We start from the raw sequence: 20,613 nt of genomic DNA, 5'->3' as shown, positions 1-20,613 counted from the left end.
AAGGAATATCGTCAATAGTTTTATCCACATATGACGGCGACGTCTTCTTTTTACCACCATTTGTCTCATTCCTTTTTATTCTTTGAATATTAATCATACTACAATCTGTGTAAGGCTGACAATTGTTTTGAAAGATAACTAAAAGGATGTGACAATCTGCCACATCCTTTTACAATGAATCATTTATTAGAAATCCATTAATGTTAAAATGTCATAACCTTTAATTTTTTCACGACCATTTAAGTCTGTTAATTCAACTAAGAATGCACAACCCGCTACCACGCCACCTAATTTTTCAATTAATTCGATTGTCGCAGCGATTGTTCCTCCTGTTGCTAATAAGTCATCACAAATTAACACACGTTGACCAGGTTTAATCGCATCTTTGTGTAGTGTTAACGTCGCTTCGCCATACTCTAAACCGTAGTCTACTTCGATTGTTTCACGAGGTAATTTACCTTTTTTACGAGCTGGAGCAAAACCTACACCTAATTCGTAGGCAACGGGACAACCAATGATGAAACCACGTGCTTCAGGTCCAACAATCATGTCGATTTGTTTTTCTTTAGCATAATCCACGATTTGTTTCGTTGCTTCACGGTAAGCGTCTCCGTCTCCCATTAATGGTGAAATATCTCTAAAAATCACACCTTCTTTAGGGTAATCAGGGATACTAGCGATATAGTCTTTTAAGTTCATTATTTACATTTCCTCCTATTGAAACAGCCATTTCTCTAATTCAATTATATTGCTGTAAAGTAAAAATTTCTCCGTCTGCATTTTACGCTCACGAGTTTGATATACTTTACTTTCATTAAGCGGCGTGAAGTTGGTTGAATCCACTTTACGCATCACTCCGTTCTCTATTGTAACAAATTTCAGCTCAAAAAGCACATTAATCATGAAAATTATTGTATTAAATTCGACATTTATATACTGTGCAAGTTCATTAAGCTTATACCTCACATCAATTTCTTGCTTAGTTTGGACTAATTTAAATAATTTACCAAATGCTTCCCTTGATGGCATCCCATTCAAATAGCACTGCTCCTTGCTATAAAGTAACAAGTAAATCCTTTCAACTTGTAACTCGCTGACAATTTCTTGGAGCTGATGCTCTTCTATTGGACAATCCAAAAAGACTACCGACTGAGCCGCGCCGGCATACTGGCTTAGGTCCGTTTGGTCACCTACTAGCAACAGATGTTCTTGGGGAATCGCTTTGAATTGATTTAAATGTTTCCCGTCAAATAAAACATAGAATGTTCGCGGTAAACTTAATAGTTCTGGCAATAGATGTAATTTTTCACGATAGTCAAAGACTTGTTTTTCGTTAATCCCATAGTCTTTCATCATCAGTTGTACTTTCTTATTACCATTCCATTCATTAATTGATAAATCTCCGACAATCGCCAACTCACTTGCACTCTCAATTTCCACTAATTGATTCCCATAACCAAACGCAATCACATCGATACTTGCATCAGAGGTTTGAAATTGGAATTTCAAATGCTTTTGATCTGCCCCAATAGCTTTCGTCATTTGCGCGCGACCATTTTCAAATAAGAAAACAGGCGATGGGTTGTCTGTTCCAAATGGTCCTAACGTTTGAATGGCTTCAACTAAACGGACATCTAGGGCTTCAATTGCTAAATGATCTTCAACATTTAGCGGCTGTCCAACTGAAAAGTCAATGGACTGTTGCTCGATTAACGTATTCAATTTAGCCTGAATTTCTGGTAATTTTGATTGTTCAAGCGTCATCCCAGCTGCCATATGATGGCCCCCAAATTTCACCAGTTCGTCACGAATTTCTGATAGCAAATCATATAAATTAATTTGTTCAATGCTTCGTCCAGAGCCTTTTGCCAGGCCACTTTCTGGATTTAGTGATAAGATAATGGCTGGTCGATTAGTCTTTTGTACGATTTGGCTAGCAACGATACCTAATACGCCTTCATTCCAGCCTTCTTTGGCTAATAAGTAGATGGACTGTTCACCTAATTCAGCAACCATCTCTAATGCTTCTTGACTAATTGTCGCAACAATTGCCTGACGTTCTTCATTTTTTTTCTGAATAAACGTCGCTAATTCTTCTGCTTGTTCCTCATCAAACGTACACATTAGTTCGACGCCTGGGCTTGCATCGCCAATTCGGCCGATCGCATTTAAACGAGGGCCGATGCCAAAGCCGACAGATTCAGCACTAATATTTTCTTTGTCAACATTGGCTACTTTCATCAAAGCATTTAAACCCACTCGATCAGTTTCTTTCATCATTTGTAACCCATGTTTTACGAGATTGCGATTTTCATCGGTTAGAGAAACCAAATCAGCAATCGTCCCAATCGCAACTAAATCAAGCAGTTCAACAGGTGGTTCTTCTAGCAAGGCTGTCGCCACTTTAAAGGCTACACCTACACCCGCAAGATCCCCAAATGGATAGTTCCCAGCTGGATGCTTCGGATGGATTAAAGCATACGGTTCTGGTAACTCTGGAGGTAATTCATGGTGATCGGTCACGATAACGTCCACGCCTTGCGTTTTGGCATATTCAATTGCTTCATGTCCTGTTACACCATTATCAACTGTCACAATAAGTTCGGCACCATCGGCAATTAATTGTTCATAAACTTTCACGTTTGGTCCATAACCATGTTCAAAGCGGTTCGGTAAAAAGTATGAGACATCTCCCCCAACTAATTCAATTGCTTCCTTCATCACGGTCGTACTGGTAATCCCATCGGCATCATAATCACCGTAGATCACAATCTTTTGACCGCTCTCAATCGCTTCAAATAAACGATTAACCGCCTTGTCCATATCAAAGAGTAAAAATGGGTCATATAAGTCTTCTAAGTTCGGATAAAAATAAGCTGATAATTGTTCAGCTGTCGTTATTTTTCGGTTAGCTAATAAAGGCGCTAATTGTTCAGAAAAGCCATGCTCTTTTAGCCAGTTTATTAATTCGGTTTGAATTGGTTCCTCAGAACGAATCCAATGATATTTTGATTGTTTCACTTCAATCACTCCCAACTTCCCTATTATAGCAAATTACCTAGTCTAACGGAAAAAATATACAAAAAAAACTGGCACGATGATTCGTGCCAGTTATATAAACTCTAGTTATTCAGCTGTGAATGACTCATCTGGTAAAGTCATTTCCATTGGCTCCTCAACTTGAGGTGGCATTAGTGCCATTAATTTCGCTTGTAATTCATCAATTGTTTGATTTTTTATATTACTATCTTCTGCAAAATCTTTTTTCACAGCAATTAATTCTTGCTCTTTTTCAGCAAGACGTGCTTCTAATTCAATTTTCGCAGCACTAACTTCTGTTACGACACGATCATCCACAGAGGCTTGTAACGCATCTAATTCTTTTTGCAATGCCTTAATATTGTGACGATGTTCAAAGTTACTTGTTAACCATAAAAGCATTGTCACTAAACCACCTAAAATAAATGACCCTAACAAAATATAAATCAGTGGTAAATGTAGCGATTTAAACCCAAAATCTAGACTAACATAGCGCGTATTCATGACTGAAAAAATAACTACCAATAAGATTACAATTGCAGCTACAATCCACTTCCACATTTTTTTCATCATTATTCCTCCCCTACTTATTTCTTATTAAATAACGATACAGTAAGTATATCACTTAGGTTTGGAAATAGGCTAGACATTATGCTTGCAAAAGACATAATTTTAGGTGTGTTGATTTCGCGCTTTGATTTACCGATTACGCGAATAATTTTTTCACTTAGTTTGGCCGGATCAATAGCTAAGCGACCAATCGATGCTAAATAGTTGCCTGTTTCATCCGCTGTTTCGAAAAATTCGGTTGTAATCGGTCCAGGATTAACGGTTGTCACCATAACACCATGTGGCTTCAACTCTAAACGTAGCGCATCGGAAAAACCAATCACTGCAAATTTTGTAGCGGAATAGACACTACTTTTTGGTGAAGCCATTTTTCCACCTTGAGAGCCAATATTAATAATATGACCCTGCTTTTGATCGATCATTAATTGGGCAATTTTCTGTGTGATAGCCATTAACCCTAAGACGTTGACTTTAAACATCTTATCCGCAACGTCAAAATCAAACTGTATAAATTCACGAAACAAACCAAAGCCTGCATTATTAATTAAGACATCAATTTTTTTAAAACGGCGAATGATGCGTTCTAGGACAAGCTCGGTTGTTTCATATTCTGCTATGTCGATTAAATAATAGACTGCTTCGTGACCAGAGAGCTCTTGGCACTTTTTCGTAATTTCTAATAGCTGCTCCTCACGACGGGCGCAAAGTATTAGAGTCGCTCCCTGTCTAGCGGCTGAATAAGCTAATTGCTCACCCAATCCTGATGAAGCACCCGTAATTAAAACGACCTTGCCGACGAGTTTCTTAGTCATGCTGACGCGCCTCTTTATCAAAAGGGATATCAATAATATCAAAATCTTTCACAATTTTAGTATTCGGGAAAATATTTTTCGCTTCTTTTTCCATTTCATAAACAGCTTTGCCTAAATAACGTGAACTAATATGGGTTAATAACAAGCGTCCGACGCCTTGTTCTTTAGCTACTGTTGCGGCTTGCGTTGAAGTTGAATGATAATAAGCACGTGCTTTTTGCGCTTCTGCATGATTAAAGGTACTTTCATGTACTAAGACATCTGCATCAGCCGCAAGTTTCGCAATATTCGCATGGCTACGAGTATCGCCTAAAATCGTTACCGTGCGACCTTTTTGATCAGGCCCAACAAAATCCGCCCCATCAATTTCTCGTCCATCTGCTAGCACTACTTTTTGACGATTTTTAATTTTTCCGTAGATTGGTCCTGAAGGAATGTTTAATTCTCGTAATTTGTCTACTAACAATTCCCCTTGATGATCAGATTCCTCAATACGATAACCAAAACTGGCAATTTTATGGTCTAATGGAAGGCAAATCACCTCAAATTGTTGGTCTTTGAAAATAACGCCACCTTCTTCTATTTCTACAAAGTCTAATGGATAAGATAAGCGTGATTCAGACACTTTTAAACTAGTCTCAACGAACGCTTTAATTCCTTTTGGGCCATAGATGGTCAAGGTTGTATCACCACCTTGAAAAGAACGTGAACTCAATAAACCTGGCAAACCAAAAATATGGTCACCATGAAGATGCGTAATAAAGATTTTTTCGATTTTTCCTGGACGAACACTCGTATTTAAAATTTGTTGTTGTGTCCCTTCACCGCAGTCAAATAACCACACAGCATTTCGTTCGTCTAATAATTTCAGTGCAATGCCGGTTACGTTACGTTGTTTAGACGGCACGCCTGCCCCGGTACCTAAGAATTCTAATTTCATCGCTAACTCCTATTCTTTTATCTGCTATTAAAAAAGGAGGTGAGGCAACGTGTGCCATCACCTCTTAAAGTATTTCTTCAAGTTATCCTATCAGGCTCATCATGCCAATTTTAGTCTACGAATTCAAAGACAAAGTCCATAATTCTGACTGAATCACCATCTTGCGCTCCTTGTTCACGTAATTCTTCATCAACACCCATACCACGCATTTGACGTGCAAAACGCATCGTACTTTCATCGCGTTCTAAGTTCGTCATTAAGAACAGACGCTCTAGTTTTTCACCAGAAAGTACCCATGTACCATCAGGATCACGTGTAACATCAAATTCGCGATTATTTTCAGCAAATGAGTAAACCACGTTTTCTTCTTGCATCTCTTCTTCCTCATATAATGGGAATTCTGGTGTGATTTCAATCATATCAGCCGTCTTAACTAATAAGTCATCGACACCTTGTTTAGAAATACCTGAAATTGCGAAGATTAATGGCAACTCACCTTCCGTATTTTCAGCTAATTTTTGCTTGAATTCAGCTAAATTTTCTTCAGAACCTGGCATATCCATTTTATTTGCCACGATGATTTGTGGGCGTTCTAACAAACGTAAGTTGTGAGACTCTAACTCATTATTGATAGTCAAGTAGTCTTCATAAGGATCGCGACCTTCCATCCCACTCATATCAATCACATGTAATAAGACACGTGTACGTTCTATATGGCGTAAGAATTGCGTTCCTAAACCGATCCCTTGAGATGCGCCTTCAATTAATCCTGGCAAGTCAGCCATTGCAAAACTACGACCGTCTTTTGTTGGTACCATCCCAATGTTTGGTGCTAACGTTGTAAAGTGGTAGCTTCCAATTTTTGGCTTAGCTTTAGATACAATCGACAATAAAGTTGATTTACCAACGGATGGGAAACCAACTAAACCAACGTCTGCTAAAATTTTCAATTCTAAATCAAGACGTAATTCTTCTCCAGGTTCACCGTTTTCAGCAATCTCAGGTGCTGGGTTAGAAGGTGTTGCAAAACGCATGTTACCACGTCCACCACGGCCACCCTTCGCCACGACAATACTATCACCGTGTTGCGTTAAGTCACCTAGGATTTTACCTGTTTCTTGATTTCTGATGGTTGTACCTGGTGGGATTTTAACGATTAAATCGTCTGATCCTCGACCATGCATCCCTTTACGCATCCCTTTTTCACCGCTATTTGCACGGAAATGTTTATTAAAACGGAAATCCATTAACGTACGTAGTCCTTCGTCTACTACGAATACTACATTACCACCGCGACCGCCGTCACCACCATGTGGTCCGCCATCGGGTACATATTTTTCTCTTCTGAAAGCAACCATTCCGTCTCCGCCATCACCGGCTTTAACGTCAATTGTTACTTGATCTAAAAACATGGACATTTTTTGTCCTCCTACTCTTATTCAATCTTTGTCTATTCTATAGGTAAAAACCACACTTGTCTATTTTTTTATTAATTTTCATGAAAAAAACTACTATAGCAAGACCTCACCACTATCATACCATTTTTTGACTAGCATTCTCAACTGATAGCACAGCAAAAAACTTAGAGTGTTCTTCTCACACTCTAAGTTTTCTATTTTTTATGAGAATTTATTATTTTGCTTCAATTAATTTGAAACTTGACCATGGTTTTAAGAATTCTAATAAGAATAACTCATCATCAGAAATCTTACCTACTACATTGACACGGCCATCATTTTTCATTTCTTTCAAGGCAATTTGTGTTTCGCCCTTATACTGACCGTAGCCTTCGTTATCAACTAAAACATCGCCACGAACGATATCCACTGTGTTATGGGCTGGGAAATCTTTATCTTTATAATAAACTCGTGTCATAGTTGAACGTAGCATATAAGCTGAACGGTCACCACGATAGCTATGAATATTATCAAATAAACAAATGCGTTCGTTTTTAGTAATGTCTTCAGCAGGTACCACTTTAATAGAAGGAAATTCTGCAGTAAAGGCTTCTGCCATTGCTTTTAATTCTTCTTCTGACGCATAGGCGTTACCAATTGTAATATCATCAATTAAGCCAGTTAACATTAAGTGTTTAACTTGTGTTGAAATGTCCAAGTCACGATGGTCTTCTAACGAACATAAACCGTCTTGTGTTGGCCAAGGACCAAATGTTGCAGCGTGCGAGTTTACAAACGCCATCGTGTTTAAATTATATTGTCTAAATTGCTCTGAGCAGTTAACAAAGTGTTGGTAATCTAAACCAGTGTAACGATGCGGATAGAAGTTATGAGAGCCTAATAAATTATTAGTATTTGGTGAATAACTCATAATATTGTCAACATAACTTGTCCCACCACTCATGTTAATTTCGATTTTAATACCATATGGATTACGCGTCATACGTGCCTCTTCTGAACCGGTCATCCCGATATCTAAACGAATACCGTCTGCGCCCATTTCGTGGAAGAAAGATAAATCATCATATGAAATACCCAATTGATCAAACAATCCAGGGTTAATATCCACCATCACTTCATAATCTAAAGAATTAGCGTAATCCACCACTTTTTTGAAATCCGCTAATACTTGATCTTTATCACCTTTAATTTGTAATAAACTTGTGAAAACACGCTTAAAACCATATTTATGCGCTAAATCTAAATATTCCTTATCTTTTTCAAATGTTGAACGTTCTGGATAAATTGAAATCCCTAATTTTCCCATACAAATGCCCCCTAATCTTTTTGAATACGCTTTAATTATAGCAAGTTGTCTAGACCACGTCCACCAATTACGAACATAATTATTTTTTTATTTTTATTTTGTATTTTAAAGAATTTAGGTATAATCTAATTTATAACAATTTAGCTATTATTGAAAGTGAGTGAAATGTAATGAAAAAAGTTATATTACCAGTTATACTATTCTCTTCAATTTTGTTTTTAGCTGGCTGTAATCAGTCAAAAGATAACACGATTGAAAGTGTTACTAATAATTCAGAAGTAACCATTGAATCTTCAGAAACCGAAGAATCTGTTGATTTTAGTCAACTAACTTTTCCACAATTAAACGATCAGGTTCAAGATAATGAATATTTGGTTCAAATGAACACTAGTCAAGGTGCGATCAAAATCAGACTATTCCCTGAAGTCGTACCAAAGACGGTTGAAAATTTTGTTACACATGCCAAAGATGGTTATTATGATGGTGTTACTTTCCACCGTGTAATTAATAACTTTATGATTCAAGGTGGCGATCCAGAAGGAACTGGTGCAGGTGGTGAAAGTATTTGGGGTGAACCGTTTGAAGATGAGTCTAACCGTGAATTATTTAATATCCGTGGGGCCCTTTCAATGGCTAATGCTGGCCCAGATACTAATGGTAGCCAATTTTTTATCGTCCAAAATTCTGATAATGTCTCCGACGGTCTATTAACCGATGAGTACCCACAAGAAATTATCGACAAATATAAAGAAGGTGGTACGCCTTACTTAGACTATACATTTGAAGGATCAACTAGCAATCATACCGTATTCGGTCAGGTGATTGACGGGATGGATGTCGTAGATAAAATTGCCGAAGTAAAAACTGGTGCTAATGATAAACCAGAAAAAGACGTTGTAATCAAATCAATCGATATTTTACAAGAACCTAAATAAAAGTAAAAACACAGCCCTTGCGTCTAAAGCGACGCAAAGCTGTGTTTTTATTCTCTATTAACTATTTTTTAACCATTGACGTGCATGCTCTACTTCGCTATAGCTCAATTGATGACCTGTCGTCCAGTAAGGTGTTACCTGAGCTTCTTGGTTTTCAAATAACTTAATGACTTGCTCACTTTGAGCCACCGTTACAATCGGATCTTTAACACCTAACGAAGCAAATATTGACACATTCGTTAAATCCTGTCTATCAATATCATCTGTCGGATACATTGGATGGAATAATATTGCCCGTAAGAAGATACGTGGGTCTCTTAGTAATAAATTAATCGCAATATTCGCCCCATTTGAGTAACCAACTAATACAACATCTTTTAAATCGAATTGATACATATGACTAGCATTCTTTATGAAAGACACTAAATTCGCGCCTCTGACTTCTAAATCATCCCAATCAAAACTTGCATCAGGAAATCGTTTAAAAAAACGACGCATGCCGTTTTCTAAAACATCCCCTTGTATGGTTAAAACGGACGCTTGAGAATCCAAATGTTCTGCAGCAGGTATTAAATCATTCATACTCCCTCCTGTCCCATGTAACAATATGAGAACTGGATGGCCAGTTGCTCCCTGAATAAATTTATGTTCCATCTCTTACCTCTCCTCTTGTCATTAACCTCTATTAATCTGGTCGCTCTAAACTAAAGATATTGGCTACTTCTCCGTAATAGTTTCCCGCTAATCGACTAACTGGTGCCAACTTCTCTAAATTAATTTTACCCGCTTCATATACTGTTTCTTCGAAATGATACGCTTGAATTTTTAATAAAAACAAATCTGCTGTAGGTTCTCCGTGTTCTTCAATTGGTACACATTGTAAAAGACTTGTTTCAAAACGCCCCTTTGCTTGTTGTAAACTTGGTGTTTTAATCATTTTTGATGCTATCGGAGTAAAATGTGTTAGCGACAACTCGCTTTCATCCATCCCTAAATTGGCAGCAGTCTGATTAGCATCTGTCACATTTTCAACGCTTACTAGATGAACGACCGCTTCTTTCTGCGATAATAAATTGCGCGCAGTATCTTTCAATTGTCCATTTCTTCGTTGAATAGCCACTGATACAATCGGAGGATTTGCCGTTACTATATTAAAATAACTGAACGGTGCGATATTAAGCACGCCTTGCTTATTAAGAGTAGTAATCAAAGCGATTGGACGTGGCACAATTGAACCAATCAACAATTTATAATTTTCGCGTTCAGTCAATTTGTCTGGCGTTAAAAAGACTGTTTCTTTCATAATTGTAACTCCGGCAATTGCGACATAATGACTGAGCGTTGCGATTCGAATTGAGGCGGCAACATCAACGCCTCACCTAAATGTTCTGGTGTTTCATCAATTGCAAATCCAGGGGTTTCAGTCGCTAATTCAAAAATGATATCACCAAATTCTTTTAAGTAAATAGCTTTGAAATAGCGACGATCTTTAATTTCTGTTACACCGTATTGCAACGCCATTAATTTATCTTGCCATAACATTTGCTTTATATCATTTGGGACTGACCATGCGATATGGTGAACTGTCCCGACCCCAAAACGCCCAATTGGTAAGTTTTTTTTGGGTAACACAATTTCTTGAACGACTTCATCTCTTAAGAAAAGCCGCCAAACCGTGTCTTCTTCTTTTGCATCCGTCATTCCTAGGTGCTCCATTAATCCCGTTAATGTCATCTGATAATTAGTGGATAGTAATTCAACCCCATGAATATTGGTAATGTCTTCGTCTATTCCTATTTCTTCACTTTCAACTAGACTTAAACTTAGACCATGTGGATCATTAAAGTGTAGTTGTGCCCCCTTAAAAATCTTCTCCGTCGTGTAGCTTATAGCTAGTTCTTCAAATTTTTCTTGCCAATTTGACAGTTTGCCTTTAGGAATACTAAACGCAATTCTTCCTACCTGCCCTCCGCCAACACGACCGGTATACGCTTGTTGCCATGGAAAGAAGGTCATAACCGTTCCAATTTCACCCTTTTTATTAGCAAAATATAAATGGTAAGTTGACGGATCATCAAAATTGACGGTTTGTTTAATTAAACGTAAGCCTAACACCTCACGATAAAAAGTTAAATTTTCATTCACGTCTCCAACAATGGCTGAAATATGATGAATTTTGTTAATTCCTTGCATGATTATTCCTCCCTTTTCGTATTAAATGGTCTAATTTCACTTTCAATATAGGCACGTCTATTTTCTAAAAATGGTGGCAGCGATAGACTTTCTCCTAATGTTTCATACGGTTCATCCCCCATAAACCCAGGACCATCTGTCGATAGCTCGATTAATATATGACCAATACGAGCATACAATGCTTCAAAATAAAAACGATCCACATGACCTGAATTTGGAATTCCTAAGCGTTGATATTTATCTAACCATGAATACAACGCTTCTTGATCAGCTACTCGAAAAGCAACATGATGGACTTCGCCATATCCTTGGCGAGCAATTGGAGATGTGGCATCATGTCGTAAGATCATTTGAGCACCATTTCCCCCTTCGCCAATTTCTAATAAGATCATATCATTGACTTCCTCTATCATTTTAAACCCATAAACGCTCGTCATAATTTCTTTGAAGCGCTCAAAGTATGCTAAAGTAATTTCGATTGGTCCCAACCCGTAAATGGCATAATCTAATGGTACGGGCCCTTTTTTCCATGGGATTCCGGCTTTTACTCCTTGATTGGTTTCGTCTGAAATCAATTGATAACGTTGTTGGTCTTCATCTTCAAACTTCAAGACTTTCTTACCAAACAACTCACTAATTCCTTCATGTTTAACATTAAATTCTTCAAAACGTGCTACCCAATACGTTAACGCTTCATCTGTCGGCACGCGGAAACTTGTGCGAGTAATAGCATTCGTTCCTTTAATACCCGGTGGATTATTTGGGAAATCAAAAAATGTCATATCCGTTCCAGGCGAGCCTTGATCATCCGCATAGAACGTATGATAGGTGTATATATCATCCTGATTAACAGTTTTCTTGACTAAGCGCATCCCCAATATTTCTGTAAAAAATTCATAATTCTTTACGACATCACTTGTCATGGCAGTGACATGATGAATTCCTAATAGTTGTTGTTTACTCATGTTAATTTCCTTCTTTCAATAATTTTTAATAACACCATTTAATTGGCTTGATTTACTTTAAGTAACAATCGCTGTAATTGTTTCATTTCTTGTTGATCAAGAGTCGAAAATATTTTCTGAATCGTCAACGTATGTTTCGGAAAAATTTCATCCATTAACTTCTGACCATGTGCTGTCAGTTTTGCGTAATAAACACGTCGGTCATTTGGAGATACTTGTCGATCGACTAAGTTTTTTGCAACCAGTTTATCAACGACATAGGTGGTCGAACTACTGGCAATTAATATTTTGTCAGCTATTTGTTGAATAGGCTGTTCACCCTTGCTGTATAACAATTCTAATACTGCAAATTCTGTTAAATTCAATCCGTATTTTTTTACATCTTCCTTCACAACTTTTTCAATTGAATCTTTTGTTCGCATGATGGCAATAAAATTTCGTAACGCTATTTCCGTATTTTTCATTTTTCCTTCACCTCATTTTATCTCTAATTCGAGATAATTATAACCCACACTTTTTATCCAGGCAATCAATATGCTTACAAATAATAAGTTGTTGTTATAAAGGGCATTTTCATTTTGGGTGCAAATGCTTGAATTAATGATAGAAATTATTAAATTAATCTAAATAATCCTGATACTATTCACGTTTGAAGCATTTTTATGCTACACTTCTTGTGAAAGATTTCCAGATAAGGAGCAAACAAATATGAATACACAAACTATAGGTATCGATAAAATCAACTTTTTCACCCCTACTTTGTATGTAGACATGGTCGATTTGGCTCACGCACGTGATACAGATCCTAATAAATACACTATTGGCATTGGTCAATTAAAAATGGGCATTAATCCCATCACTCAAGATGCAATCTCTATGGGAGCGAACGCTGCGCGACCGATTGTTTCAGAAGAAGATGCCAAATTAATCGATATGGTCATTTTTGCTACTGAATCAGGCACTGATTATTCTAAATCAGGCGCAGTTGCCATTCATAAGTTATTAAACATCAATCCATTCGCTCGTTGTATCGAGATGAAACAAGCTTGTTATAGTGCCACAGCTGGAATAATGATGGCAAAAGATTATGTCGCACAACATCCCGGTCGTAAAGTGTTAGTCATTGGATCAGACATTGCTCGTTATGGTCTGAATACACCTGGTGAAGTGACACAAGGGGCTGGCGCAGTTGCTATGGTAATCTCTGCAAATCCACGCATCTTTTCTATTCGAAATGAATCTGTGATGTATACAAATGATATCTATGATTTTTGGCGTCCAACCTACTCAGAAAATGCCATGGTTGATGGCAAATTTTCAAACGAAGCCTATACAACTTTCTTTGAGACAGTCATTAATGAATATCAAAAACGTTACAAGCTTGATATAGAGAGTTTAGAAGCCTTATGTTTCCATTTACCTTATGCAAAGATGGGCAAAAAAGCGATGGCTAGCCTACTCGAAACTGTTTCACCAGAAACCAGTGAGCGTTTCTTAGCACACTACGAAGAAAGTATTATTTACACCAAAAACATTGGAAATATTTACACAGGGTCTTTATATTTAGGGCTTAATTCATTATTAGATCATGCGACTACCTTACAAGCAGGACAAACAATTGGCTGTTTCAGCTATGGTTCTGGCGCTGTGTGCGAGTTTTTCCTACTTGATTTAGTAGATGGATTCGAAACACAACTCTTAAGTCAAGAGCATCAAGCAATCTTAGAAGCAAGACAACAATTGACAGTAGCTGAATATGAAGAAGTTTTCTTAGAAAAATTACCTACTGATGGCTCAACACTAGCACTATCTAATCGCTTTGATCATGCGCCAATTCAATTAACCGAAATAACACAACACCAACGTCATTATGGCTTTGTAAACTAATGTTTGGAGTACCTAACTATGGAACAAACTTCTAAAATTTCAAAATTTTATCAAAAAACGCGTAGTGAACGCCTTGATTTACTAAAAGCTCACGGCTTTGTATCAGAAAATTCTGCAGATTTATTAATGACGACAACTGGGATAAGTGAAGATGTTGCCAATCACTTAATCGAAAATCAAATTAGCCAGTTTAGTCTTCCTATGGGCGTCGCCTTAAACTTTATTGTTGATGGTCAAGAATGTGTTATCCCTATGGCAATCGAAGAACCTTCTGTTATTGCTGCTTGCAGTAATGCCGCGCGTTTTACCCGTTCTACTGGTGGTTTTAAAACGTCATTTCCAGAACGTCTACAAACAGGGCAAATGATTTTTTATCAAATAGCTGATTTTGCTAACGCAAAACAATTAGTAGACAGTCGCGTTGACGAAATTAAACAATTAGCTGAACTTGCTCATCCGTCAATTGTGGTCCGCGGAGGTGGACTTGTCGACGTTGAGACACACATTATCTATAATGAAAAAGACCAAGCGGAATACTTAACTGTCTACTTATATGTTGATGTTAAAGAAGCGATGGGCGCAAATATCGTCAATACGATTCTTGAAGGTGTCACACCGGCGATTCAAGAATGGTTAGCAGCCGAAAAATTAATGAGTATTTTAAGTAACTATAATACCCGTTCACTCGTCACAGCCACTTGCGAAATTCCATTTGATTTATTAGCGACTAATCACTTAGATGGCCAAAGTGTTGCGCAAAAAATCGTTAAAGCAGCGCATTATGCTAAACTAGATCCCTACCGTGCAGTCACACATAATAAAGGGATTATGAATGGTATTGACGCGGTAGTAATGGCAACTGGTAACGATTATCGCGCTATAGAAGCAGGTATTCATGCCTACGCTAGTCGAAACGGTAGTTATCAAGGTTTAACAACTTGGCAATTGGATCTCGACAAACAGATGCTTGAAGGGCAATTAACGCTCCCTCTCCTTCTCGGTTCATTAGGTGGCGCGATTAACGCCTTACCACTAGCGAAAATTTCGCAAGAATTGATGCAAGTAGACACTGCTGAACAAATGGCTCGTATTATTTGTGCCGTCGGATTAGCGCAGAACTTTGCTGCTGTACGTGCCTTAGTGACTGAAGGAATACAAAAAGGACACATGTCACTACATGCAAACGCCTTAGCCATTCACGCTGGGGCGACCGGTGAAGAAATCGAACTTGTTGCTAGTCGCTTACGAGCGCTTGAACGCATGAATTTAGCAAAAGCAACTGAGCTCTTAACTGAATTAAGACAACAAAACTCGTAGTTTATTCTACGAGTTTTTAAGTATTCATTAATAATTTAATAAAGAGCTTTATTTTTTCGCTATTTCCCTTATGATAAAAGTGATTATTTCAGCGATTTTTTTCAATAATCAGCTGAAACCGTTGAGAAATTAACGATTTTAAGCTAAAATATAAAGGTTGACTATATTGATGGAGGAATATTATGCGCAAAGGACAAGGTCATTCACATGGAAAAATTATATTGATGGGCGAGCATTCAGTCGTTTATGGTGAACCTGCGTTAGCAATTCCCTTCCCTAGTGTAGGAATTACTGCAACCATCACGCCTAATCAAGAGGAATTATTTCTTGCCTGTGAATTTTATCAAGGATTAGTATCAGATATGCCAGAATTACTTGAGAGCCTGCATCACGCCATCACTATTTCTTTAGATTATTTAAATAAACAAGATACGCTAACAATTGAAATTGAAAGTACCATCCCTGCTGAACGCGGCATGGGTTCCAGTGCAGCGGTTGCTGTCGCAACTGTTCGCGGTATTTTTGACTATTATAAAGCGCGACTTTCAGATGATGTATTACTTCATATAGTGGGTGAAGCAGAAAAAATAGCTCATGGTAATCCAAGTGGGTTAGATGCGCTAATGACAAGCCGCCATGTCCCCTATTTTTTTGCCAAAAATCAATTTATGGAAGCTATTACCTTAAATTTATCCGCTTGGCTAATTGTAGCTGATACGGGTATTACTGGACAAACCAAAGCGGCGGTAAAAGAAATTGCCAATCACTATCACATAGCTGACGTTCAAGAGCTGATTCATCAATTAGGCGATCTTGCTAAGAAAGCTAAAACATACATCTCACAAAACAAACCCGAAGCGCTTGGACAAGTGATGACACAAGCCCACGGTATATTAACACAATTAAACGTTTCAAATGAACCTCTAAATAAGTTAGTAAGGACCGCCCTTCAAAACAAGGCACTAGGTGCTAAACTAACAGGTGGTGGTCGAGGAGGCTGTATGATTGCTCTAGCTGCAACTCATAGTGAAGCCTCAAAAATACAACAAGCCTTAACTTTAGCCGGTGCGCAAAAGACTTGGCTTTATCAGATGGGAGAATCTTTATGACAAAAACACGTGTAACCGCACGCGCTCATACTAATATTGCCTTAATCAAATACTGGGGCAAACGTGATACAGAGTTGTTTTTACCAATGAACAGCTCACTATCTTTAACACTTGATGAATTTTATACCGATACCACTGTTTCCTTAATAGAAGGAAACAGCGATCAATTTGTTTTAAATGGCGAACTACAAGAAATCAAAGAAATTAATAAAATCAGCCAGTTTATTGATTTATTTAGAAAAGTAGCAGGACACCAATCAGCGATTAAAGTCGAAAGTACTAATCATGTCCCCACTGCTGCAGGTTTAGCTTCTTCGGCATCAGCCTTTGCAGCCTTAGGGACAGCATTAAACGAATTATTTGAATTGAATTTCGATCAAACTACTTTATCAACGTTCGTTCGTCAAGGCTCAGGAAGTGCCACTCGTAGTATTTTTGGCGGTTTTGTTGAATGGCAAATGGGTACAAAATCTGATGGCTCTGATAGCTGCGCCAACAAAATTGACAATGCTGACTGGAATATAGCTATGCTAACTATTCCAGTTAATACTGGGAAAAAAGAAATTTCTAGTCGTGAAGGCATGAAATTGACGGTTGAAACCTCCCCCTTCTATCCTGCGTGGGTTGAACAAGCCGGGAAAGATTTAATTACTATCAAAGAGGCGATTAGTCAACGTGACTTCATTAGGCTCGGTGAGATAACTGAAGCCAATGGGATGAAAATGCACGGTACCATGTTAGGGGCAACTCCCCCTTTTAGTTACTGGGAACCATTAACAGTTAAGGTTTTACAAAGAATTCGTGAAATACGTGGACTAGGCTTACCTTGTTACTATACAATGGATGCTGGACCTAACGTTAAAGTGATTTGTCAAGCTAATCAAGCTGATCAAATCAAACAACTACTAGATGATACTTTCCCTAATAATCCCACAATTATTTCTGGCGTAGGACGAGATGCCTATATACTATCCGCCGAATAAGAAAGGACGAATATCATGATCAAAGCTAGCGCACCTGGAAAATTATATATTGCTGGTGAATACGCCGTACTAGAGCCTGGACATCCTGCTATATTAGTCGCGCTTAACCAATATATTACCGTTAAATTAACCCAAACGAATAATTTAGGAACGATTCGTTCAAGCTTAACAAATGGTTTTCCAATCCCATGGACTCGAAAACAAGGTAAATTTTTCATGGACCAACGTGAAAACCCATTTGCCTATGTAGTCCAAGCTGTTACAACGACGGAACAATACATAACTGAACTTAACAAACCTTTACACTTTTTCAATTTGGAAATTGAGAGCGACTTAGATAACCATGATGGAAGAAAATATGGTTTAGGATCAAGCGGCGCCGTGACTGTAGCAACTATCAAAGCCTTGTTGCAATTTTATCAAGTGCCTTATACAGCCGAAACTATTTATAAATTAGCCGCTATCACACACCTTGCAATTAATAGCAATGGTTCGTTTGGTGACTTAGCCGCCAGTTCATATGGTGGTTGGATTGCTTATTCTTGTTTTGACCGTCAATGGTTACTTGAAAAGAGTACTCAACATGCCCTATCTGAATTATTGGCAATGGATTGGCCATTATTGACAATTGAACCACTACCCGTTCCTAACAACTTAGAACTGTTAATCGGTTGGACCGGTTCTCCGGCCTCAACTACTCATCTAGTCGATTTAATTAACGATGAAAAAGCTGAAATCCAAGACTATTACAGCCAGTTTTTAGCACAGAGTAAAACCGTCGTCGAGGAAATACTAACCGGTTTTTCTGAGAGTAACCTTCAAAAAATTCAAAACGGGATTCATAAAAATCGTAATCTCTTACAACAACTAGGCAAGAACAGTGGCATTCAAATTGAAACGGCTACGCTTTTTGAAATGTGCGAAATCGCTCAAGAATATGGTGGTGCCGCTAAATCATCAGGTGCTGGCGGTGGCGACTGCGGTATTGTGATTATTGAAAAACAACCAACTTATACGCCACTTTTTAAAGAATGGTTAAACCAAAATATCACCCCATTACCTTTGTCTGTTCATTATGATGCGATCAAACAAATTTAATCAGAAAGGAAGTTTTTTAAAATGACACAACATATCAATCGTAAAGATGAGCATGTAGAATTAGCCGAAGCTTTCTATCATGAGCGTCAAACAGATCACTATGACGCGATTAAATTTGTTCACCATTCATTTCCAACAGTCAATCAAGCAGACGTTAGTCTAGCGACTAGTTTTGCTGGACTTGATTTTAGTACTCCCTTCTTCATTAACGGAATGACTGGTGGTAGTGAAAAGACATATAAAATAAATCAAGATTTAGCGACTGTTGCACGTGAAACTGGTTTAGCGATGGCGTCAGGATCAGTGAGTGCCGGGATTAAACATCCTGAAACGGCCCCTAGCTTCGAAATCATTCGCCAGACCAATCCCAACGGTAAAGTGTTTGCTAATTTAGGACCCGAACATCCACTTGAAAACTATTTAAGAGCCGTGGATATTTTGAAAGCTGATGCGTTGCAAATCCATGTCAATGCGCCTCAAGAACTAGTCATGCCTGAAGGTGAACGCGTATTTGAAACATGGTTAAACAATATCGAAAAAACGGTACAATCAGTAGGTGTCCCCGTGATTGTGAAGGAAGTCGGCTTTGGAATGAGTCGTCAAACCATCATGAAATTACAACAAGCTGGTGTTCAAACCATTGACGTTAGTGGTAACGGCGGCACAAACTTCTTAAAAATTGAAAATGCACGCCGTGAACATCAAGAGTTTGCTTTTGCTGAAGATTGGGGACAATCAACGGCTATTTCATTATTAGAAGGATCAACTTTAACCAACTCAGTAGAACTTATTGCTTCTGGGGGAATTCGTAACCCTTATGACATTGTTAAATCGTTGGCGCTTGGTGCTAAAGCAGCTGGTTTATCAGGACACTTTTTACACTTAGTATTAAACGAAGGTGTTGAAGCCACCATTGCTGAAGTTGAACGTTGGAAAAATAGTATTCAAACTATGATGACACTATTAAGTGCTAAATCAGTAGCTGACTTAACTGCAAGTGATGTAATCTTGATGGATCCACTTAAAACTTGGTGTGAAGCCCGTCAAATTAATTGGCAAGCATTTGCAAATCGTTCAAAATAAAAAACATGAAATCTCTATCCGTTTGAATCGTAACGTCAAACGGATAGAGATTTCATGTTTTTTTAATGATTAGATAACCAGTTATTGAGAACAATTATATAACGTTCATTCTCATCAGCAAATGGCATGTGCCGACTGTTAGCGAATAATTCCCATTCAACAGTTGGCAAACGGTCGTACATCACTTTATTTATTAACGGTGTTGAGAGATCATCGGTGCCACTTGTGATTAAGACTGGGACTTCTATTTCCCTTAATCGTTCTGTATATTCAAATGCTTTCAAATTGCCTTGTGGCGTAAACTCATTTGGTCCCCAGCCTGTTTCATAAGCTTGTCTTCCTGAAGCCTTAGGACGACGTAATGGCTCAGGAGAATCTTCAGTAATTGGGCCACTAGCATGTTGTAACATATACAAATCTTCTACCGATTGGTAAGCATCTAGTAACTCACCTGAGACTGGTGGTTTAGGATTTAGCAATAATGCTTGCTGTTTGGGTGTCATCAAACGAATCATACGTTCCTGTTCTTGTTTCCATAAACTTGCTGATGATAAAGTACTAGAAAGAATCGCGCTCCTAATGCCTGATGGTTGTTCTTCAATCAAATAGGCAATTAATAACATCCCACCCCATGATTGGCCTAAAATATGAAGCTCCTCTAACCCTAAATGTTCACGTAACGCCATTAATTCTTCTTTCCAAGTGGCTAAATTAAATAAATCCGTACGTCCTTCAGCTTGTGAATTGCCACAACCGATTTGATCATACATAATCAATTGATGCCCACTATTAGCTAATTCGTCTAATAATTCAAAGTAATTATGACTAGAACCCGGACCACCGTGCAACATTAATAACGGTGCTTTTCCCGATTGTTTTTCACCGATAATTCGGTAATACGTATGGTAACCTTTAAATGGCATATAACCTTCCGTGATGGTTGTCATTTTTATTGCCT

General features: G+C 38.0%; 20 protein-coding genes. 7 read left to right on the top strand and 13 right to left on the bottom strand.

The genetic code is table 11. The features are described from left to right. Positions 1–186 precede the first annotated feature (186 nt). From FA707_RS05200 to FA707_RS05170, 7 genes are all read right to left on the bottom strand, one after another. Positions 187–699 (bottom strand): adenine phosphoribosyltransferase, encoded by a 513-nt coding sequence (locus tag FA707_RS05200; protein ID WP_136953228.1) that lies wholly within the window; start codon positions 697–699, stop codon positions 187–189. A gap of 15 nt (positions 700–714) precedes the next feature. After that, a complete protein-coding gene (gene recJ / locus FA707_RS05195; RefSeq protein ID WP_136953227.1) occupies positions 715–3,021 on the bottom strand; it encodes a single-stranded-DNA-specific exonuclease RecJ in 2,307 nt (768 codons plus the stop codon). A 105-nt stretch (positions 3,022–3,126) separates the two neighbouring features. After that, positions 3,127–3,612: a LapA family protein gene (locus FA707_RS05190; protein WP_136953226.1), complete on the bottom strand. Its 486-nt coding sequence runs from the start codon at positions 3,610–3,612 to the stop codon at positions 3,127–3,129. Between the two features lie 14 nt (positions 3,613–3,626). After that, positions 3,627–4,421, bottom strand: a complete 795-nt coding sequence (locus FA707_RS05185) for an SDR family NAD(P)-dependent oxidoreductase (RefSeq protein ID WP_136953225.1) — start codon at positions 4,419–4,421, stop codon at positions 3,627–3,629. Then, positions 4,414–5,361 carry a ribonuclease Z gene (gene rnz / locus FA707_RS05180; RefSeq protein ID WP_136953224.1) on the bottom strand — a complete coding sequence of 316 codons (948 nt, stop codon included), beginning with the start codon at positions 5,359–5,361 and terminating at the stop codon, positions 4,414–4,416. Before rnz ends, FA707_RS05185 begins: the two co-directional genes overlap by 8 nt. Positions 5,362–5,471: 110 nt before the next feature. Beyond that, complete coding sequence (gene obgE / locus FA707_RS05175; RefSeq protein ID WP_168177356.1) at positions 5,472–6,779, bottom strand: GTPase ObgE; 1,308 nt, start codon at positions 6,777–6,779, stop codon at positions 5,472–5,474. A gap of 214 nt (positions 6,780–6,993) precedes the next feature. After that, on the bottom strand, positions 6,994–8,085 hold the full coding sequence (locus tag FA707_RS05170; RefSeq protein ID WP_136953223.1) for a DUF871 domain-containing protein: 1,092 nt from the start codon (positions 8,083–8,085) through the stop codon (positions 6,994–6,996). A gap of 170 nt (positions 8,086–8,255) precedes the next feature. Here FA707_RS05170 and FA707_RS05165 point away from each other — a divergent pair, with 170 nt between their 5' ends. Continuing rightward, positions 8,256–9,020: a peptidylprolyl isomerase gene (locus FA707_RS05165; RefSeq protein WP_136953222.1), complete on the top strand. Its 765-nt coding sequence runs from the start codon at positions 8,256–8,258 to the stop codon at positions 9,018–9,020. A gap of 57 nt (positions 9,021–9,077) precedes the next feature. Here FA707_RS05165 and FA707_RS05160 read toward each other — a convergent pair whose 3' ends face one another. From FA707_RS05160 to FA707_RS05140, 5 genes are read right to left on the bottom strand one after another with little or no spacing between them, the layout of a single operon-like run. Continuing rightward, positions 9,078–9,674, bottom strand: a complete 597-nt coding sequence (locus tag FA707_RS05160; RefSeq protein WP_136953221.1) for an alpha/beta hydrolase — start codon at positions 9,672–9,674, stop codon at positions 9,078–9,080. Between the two features lie 31 nt (positions 9,675–9,705). Then, positions 9,706–10,323: a flavin reductase family protein gene (locus FA707_RS05155; RefSeq protein WP_136953220.1), complete on the bottom strand. Its 618-nt coding sequence runs from the start codon at positions 10,321–10,323 to the stop codon at positions 9,706–9,708. Continuing rightward, the gene (locus FA707_RS05150) at positions 10,320–11,213 is read right to left on the bottom strand and encodes a VOC family protein (RefSeq protein ID WP_136953219.1); all 894 of its coding nucleotides are present in this window, start codon (positions 11,211–11,213) and stop codon (positions 10,320–10,322) included. The genes FA707_RS05155 and FA707_RS05150 overlap by 4 nt, the downstream gene beginning before the upstream one ends. Before the next feature lie 2 nt (positions 11,214–11,215). Continuing rightward, on the bottom strand, positions 11,216–12,178 hold the full coding sequence (locus FA707_RS05145) for a ring-cleaving dioxygenase (RefSeq protein ID WP_136953218.1): 963 nt from the start codon (positions 12,176–12,178) through the stop codon (positions 11,216–11,218). A 38-nt stretch (positions 12,179–12,216) separates the two neighbouring features. Then, entirely contained in the window at positions 12,217–12,642 is a 426-nt protein-coding gene (locus tag FA707_RS05140) for a MarR family winged helix-turn-helix transcriptional regulator (protein WP_136953217.1), read from the bottom strand. Positions 12,643–12,886: 244 nt separating this feature from the next. On the opposite strand from FA707_RS05140, the gene FA707_RS05135 reads away from it, so the two are divergent. The 6 genes from FA707_RS05135 to fni all read left to right on the top strand — a co-directional run bounded on the left by FA707_RS05135 (position 12,887) and on the right by fni (position 19,655). Further along, complete coding sequence (locus tag FA707_RS05135) at positions 12,887–14,065, top strand: hydroxymethylglutaryl-CoA synthase (RefSeq protein WP_136953216.1); 1,179 nt, start codon at positions 12,887–12,889, stop codon at positions 14,063–14,065. An 18-nt stretch (positions 14,066–14,083) separates the two neighbouring features. Then, a complete protein-coding gene (locus FA707_RS05130) occupies positions 14,084–15,382 on the top strand; it encodes a hydroxymethylglutaryl-CoA reductase, degradative (RefSeq protein WP_136953215.1) in 1,299 nt (432 codons plus the stop codon). A gap of 182 nt (positions 15,383–15,564) precedes the next feature. Next, a complete protein-coding gene (gene mvk, locus FA707_RS05125) occupies positions 15,565–16,491 on the top strand; it encodes a mevalonate kinase (protein WP_136953214.1) in 927 nt (308 codons plus the stop codon). Then, positions 16,488–17,474 carry a diphosphomevalonate decarboxylase gene (gene mvaD / locus FA707_RS05120; protein ID WP_136953213.1) on the top strand — a complete coding sequence of 329 codons (987 nt, stop codon included), beginning with the start codon at positions 16,488–16,490 and terminating at the stop codon, positions 17,472–17,474. Before mvk ends, mvaD begins: the two co-directional genes overlap by 4 nt. A 15-nt stretch (positions 17,475–17,489) precedes the next feature. Then, positions 17,490–18,572: a phosphomevalonate kinase gene (locus FA707_RS05115; RefSeq protein ID WP_136953212.1), complete on the top strand. Its 1,083-nt coding sequence runs from the start codon at positions 17,490–17,492 to the stop codon at positions 18,570–18,572. A gap of 33 nt (positions 18,573–18,605) precedes the next feature. Then, the gene (gene fni / locus FA707_RS05110) at positions 18,606–19,655 is read left to right on the top strand and encodes a type 2 isopentenyl-diphosphate Delta-isomerase (protein ID WP_136954188.1); all 1,050 of its coding nucleotides are present in this window, start codon (positions 18,606–18,608) and stop codon (positions 19,653–19,655) included. Between the two features lie 62 nt (positions 19,656–19,717). Here the strand turns inward: fni and pepI are convergent, their stop codons facing one another. Continuing rightward, entirely contained in the window at positions 19,718–20,602 is an 885-nt protein-coding gene (gene pepI, locus FA707_RS05105) for a proline iminopeptidase (protein WP_136953211.1), read from the bottom strand. Positions 20,603–20,613 lie beyond the last annotated feature (11 nt).

Source organism: Vagococcus zengguangii, from assembly GCF_005145005.1.
In the GTDB taxonomy this organism is placed as follows: domain Bacteria; phylum Bacillota; class Bacilli; order Lactobacillales; family Vagococcaceae; genus Vagococcus_A; species Vagococcus_A zengguangii.
This window is presented reverse-complemented; position numbering and strand designations above follow the sequence as displayed.

Excerpts from the sequence above, each read along its gene's own strand:
- FA707_RS05200 (WP_136953228.1), bottom strand. The coding sequence starts at position 699 with ATGAACTTAAAAGACTATATCGCTAGTATCCCTGATTACCCTAAAGAA.
- FA707_RS05190 (WP_136953226.1), bottom strand. The coding sequence starts at position 3,612 with ATGATGAAAAAAATGTGGAAGTGGATTGTAGCTGCAATTGTAATCTTA.
- FA707_RS05185 (WP_136953225.1), bottom strand. The coding sequence starts at position 4,421 with ATGACTAAGAAACTCGTCGGCAAGGTCGTTTTAATTACGGGTGCTTCA.
- rnz (WP_136953224.1), bottom strand. The coding sequence starts at position 5,361 with ATGAAATTAGAATTCTTAGGTACCGGGGCAGGCGTGCCGTCTAAACAA.
- obgE (WP_168177356.1), bottom strand. The coding sequence starts at position 6,779 with ATGTCCATGTTTTTAGATCAAGTAACAATTGACGTTAAAGCCGGTGAT.
- FA707_RS05170 (WP_136953223.1), bottom strand. The coding sequence starts at position 8,085 with ATGGGAAAATTAGGGATTTCAATTTATCCAGAACGTTCAACATTTGAA.
- FA707_RS05165 (WP_136953222.1), top strand. The coding sequence starts at position 8,256 with ATGAAAAAAGTTATATTACCAGTTATACTATTCTCTTCAATTTTGTTT.
- FA707_RS05160 (WP_136953221.1), bottom strand. The coding sequence starts at position 9,674 with ATGGAACATAAATTTATTCAGGGAGCAACTGGCCATCCAGTTCTCATA.
- FA707_RS05155 (WP_136953220.1), bottom strand. The coding sequence starts at position 10,323 with ATGAAAGAAACAGTCTTTTTAACGCCAGACAAATTGACTGAACGCGAA.
- FA707_RS05150 (WP_136953219.1), bottom strand. The coding sequence starts at position 11,213 with ATGCAAGGAATTAACAAAATTCATCATATTTCAGCCATTGTTGGAGAC.
- FA707_RS05145 (WP_136953218.1), bottom strand. The coding sequence starts at position 12,178 with ATGAGTAAACAACAACTATTAGGAATTCATCATGTCACTGCCATGACA.
- FA707_RS05140 (WP_136953217.1), bottom strand. The coding sequence starts at position 12,642 with ATGAAAAATACGGAAATAGCGTTACGAAATTTTATTGCCATCATGCGA.
- FA707_RS05135 (WP_136953216.1), top strand. The coding sequence starts at position 12,887 with ATGAATACACAAACTATAGGTATCGATAAAATCAACTTTTTCACCCCT.
- FA707_RS05130 (WP_136953215.1), top strand. The coding sequence starts at position 14,084 with ATGGAACAAACTTCTAAAATTTCAAAATTTTATCAAAAAACGCGTAGT.
- mvk (WP_136953214.1), top strand. The coding sequence starts at position 15,565 with ATGCGCAAAGGACAAGGTCATTCACATGGAAAAATTATATTGATGGGC.
- mvaD (WP_136953213.1), top strand. The coding sequence starts at position 16,488 with ATGACAAAAACACGTGTAACCGCACGCGCTCATACTAATATTGCCTTA.
- FA707_RS05115 (WP_136953212.1), top strand. The coding sequence starts at position 17,490 with ATGATCAAAGCTAGCGCACCTGGAAAATTATATATTGCTGGTGAATAC.
- pepI (WP_136953211.1), bottom strand. The coding sequence starts at position 20,602 with ATGACAACCATCACGGAAGGTTATATGCCATTTAAAGGTTACCATACG.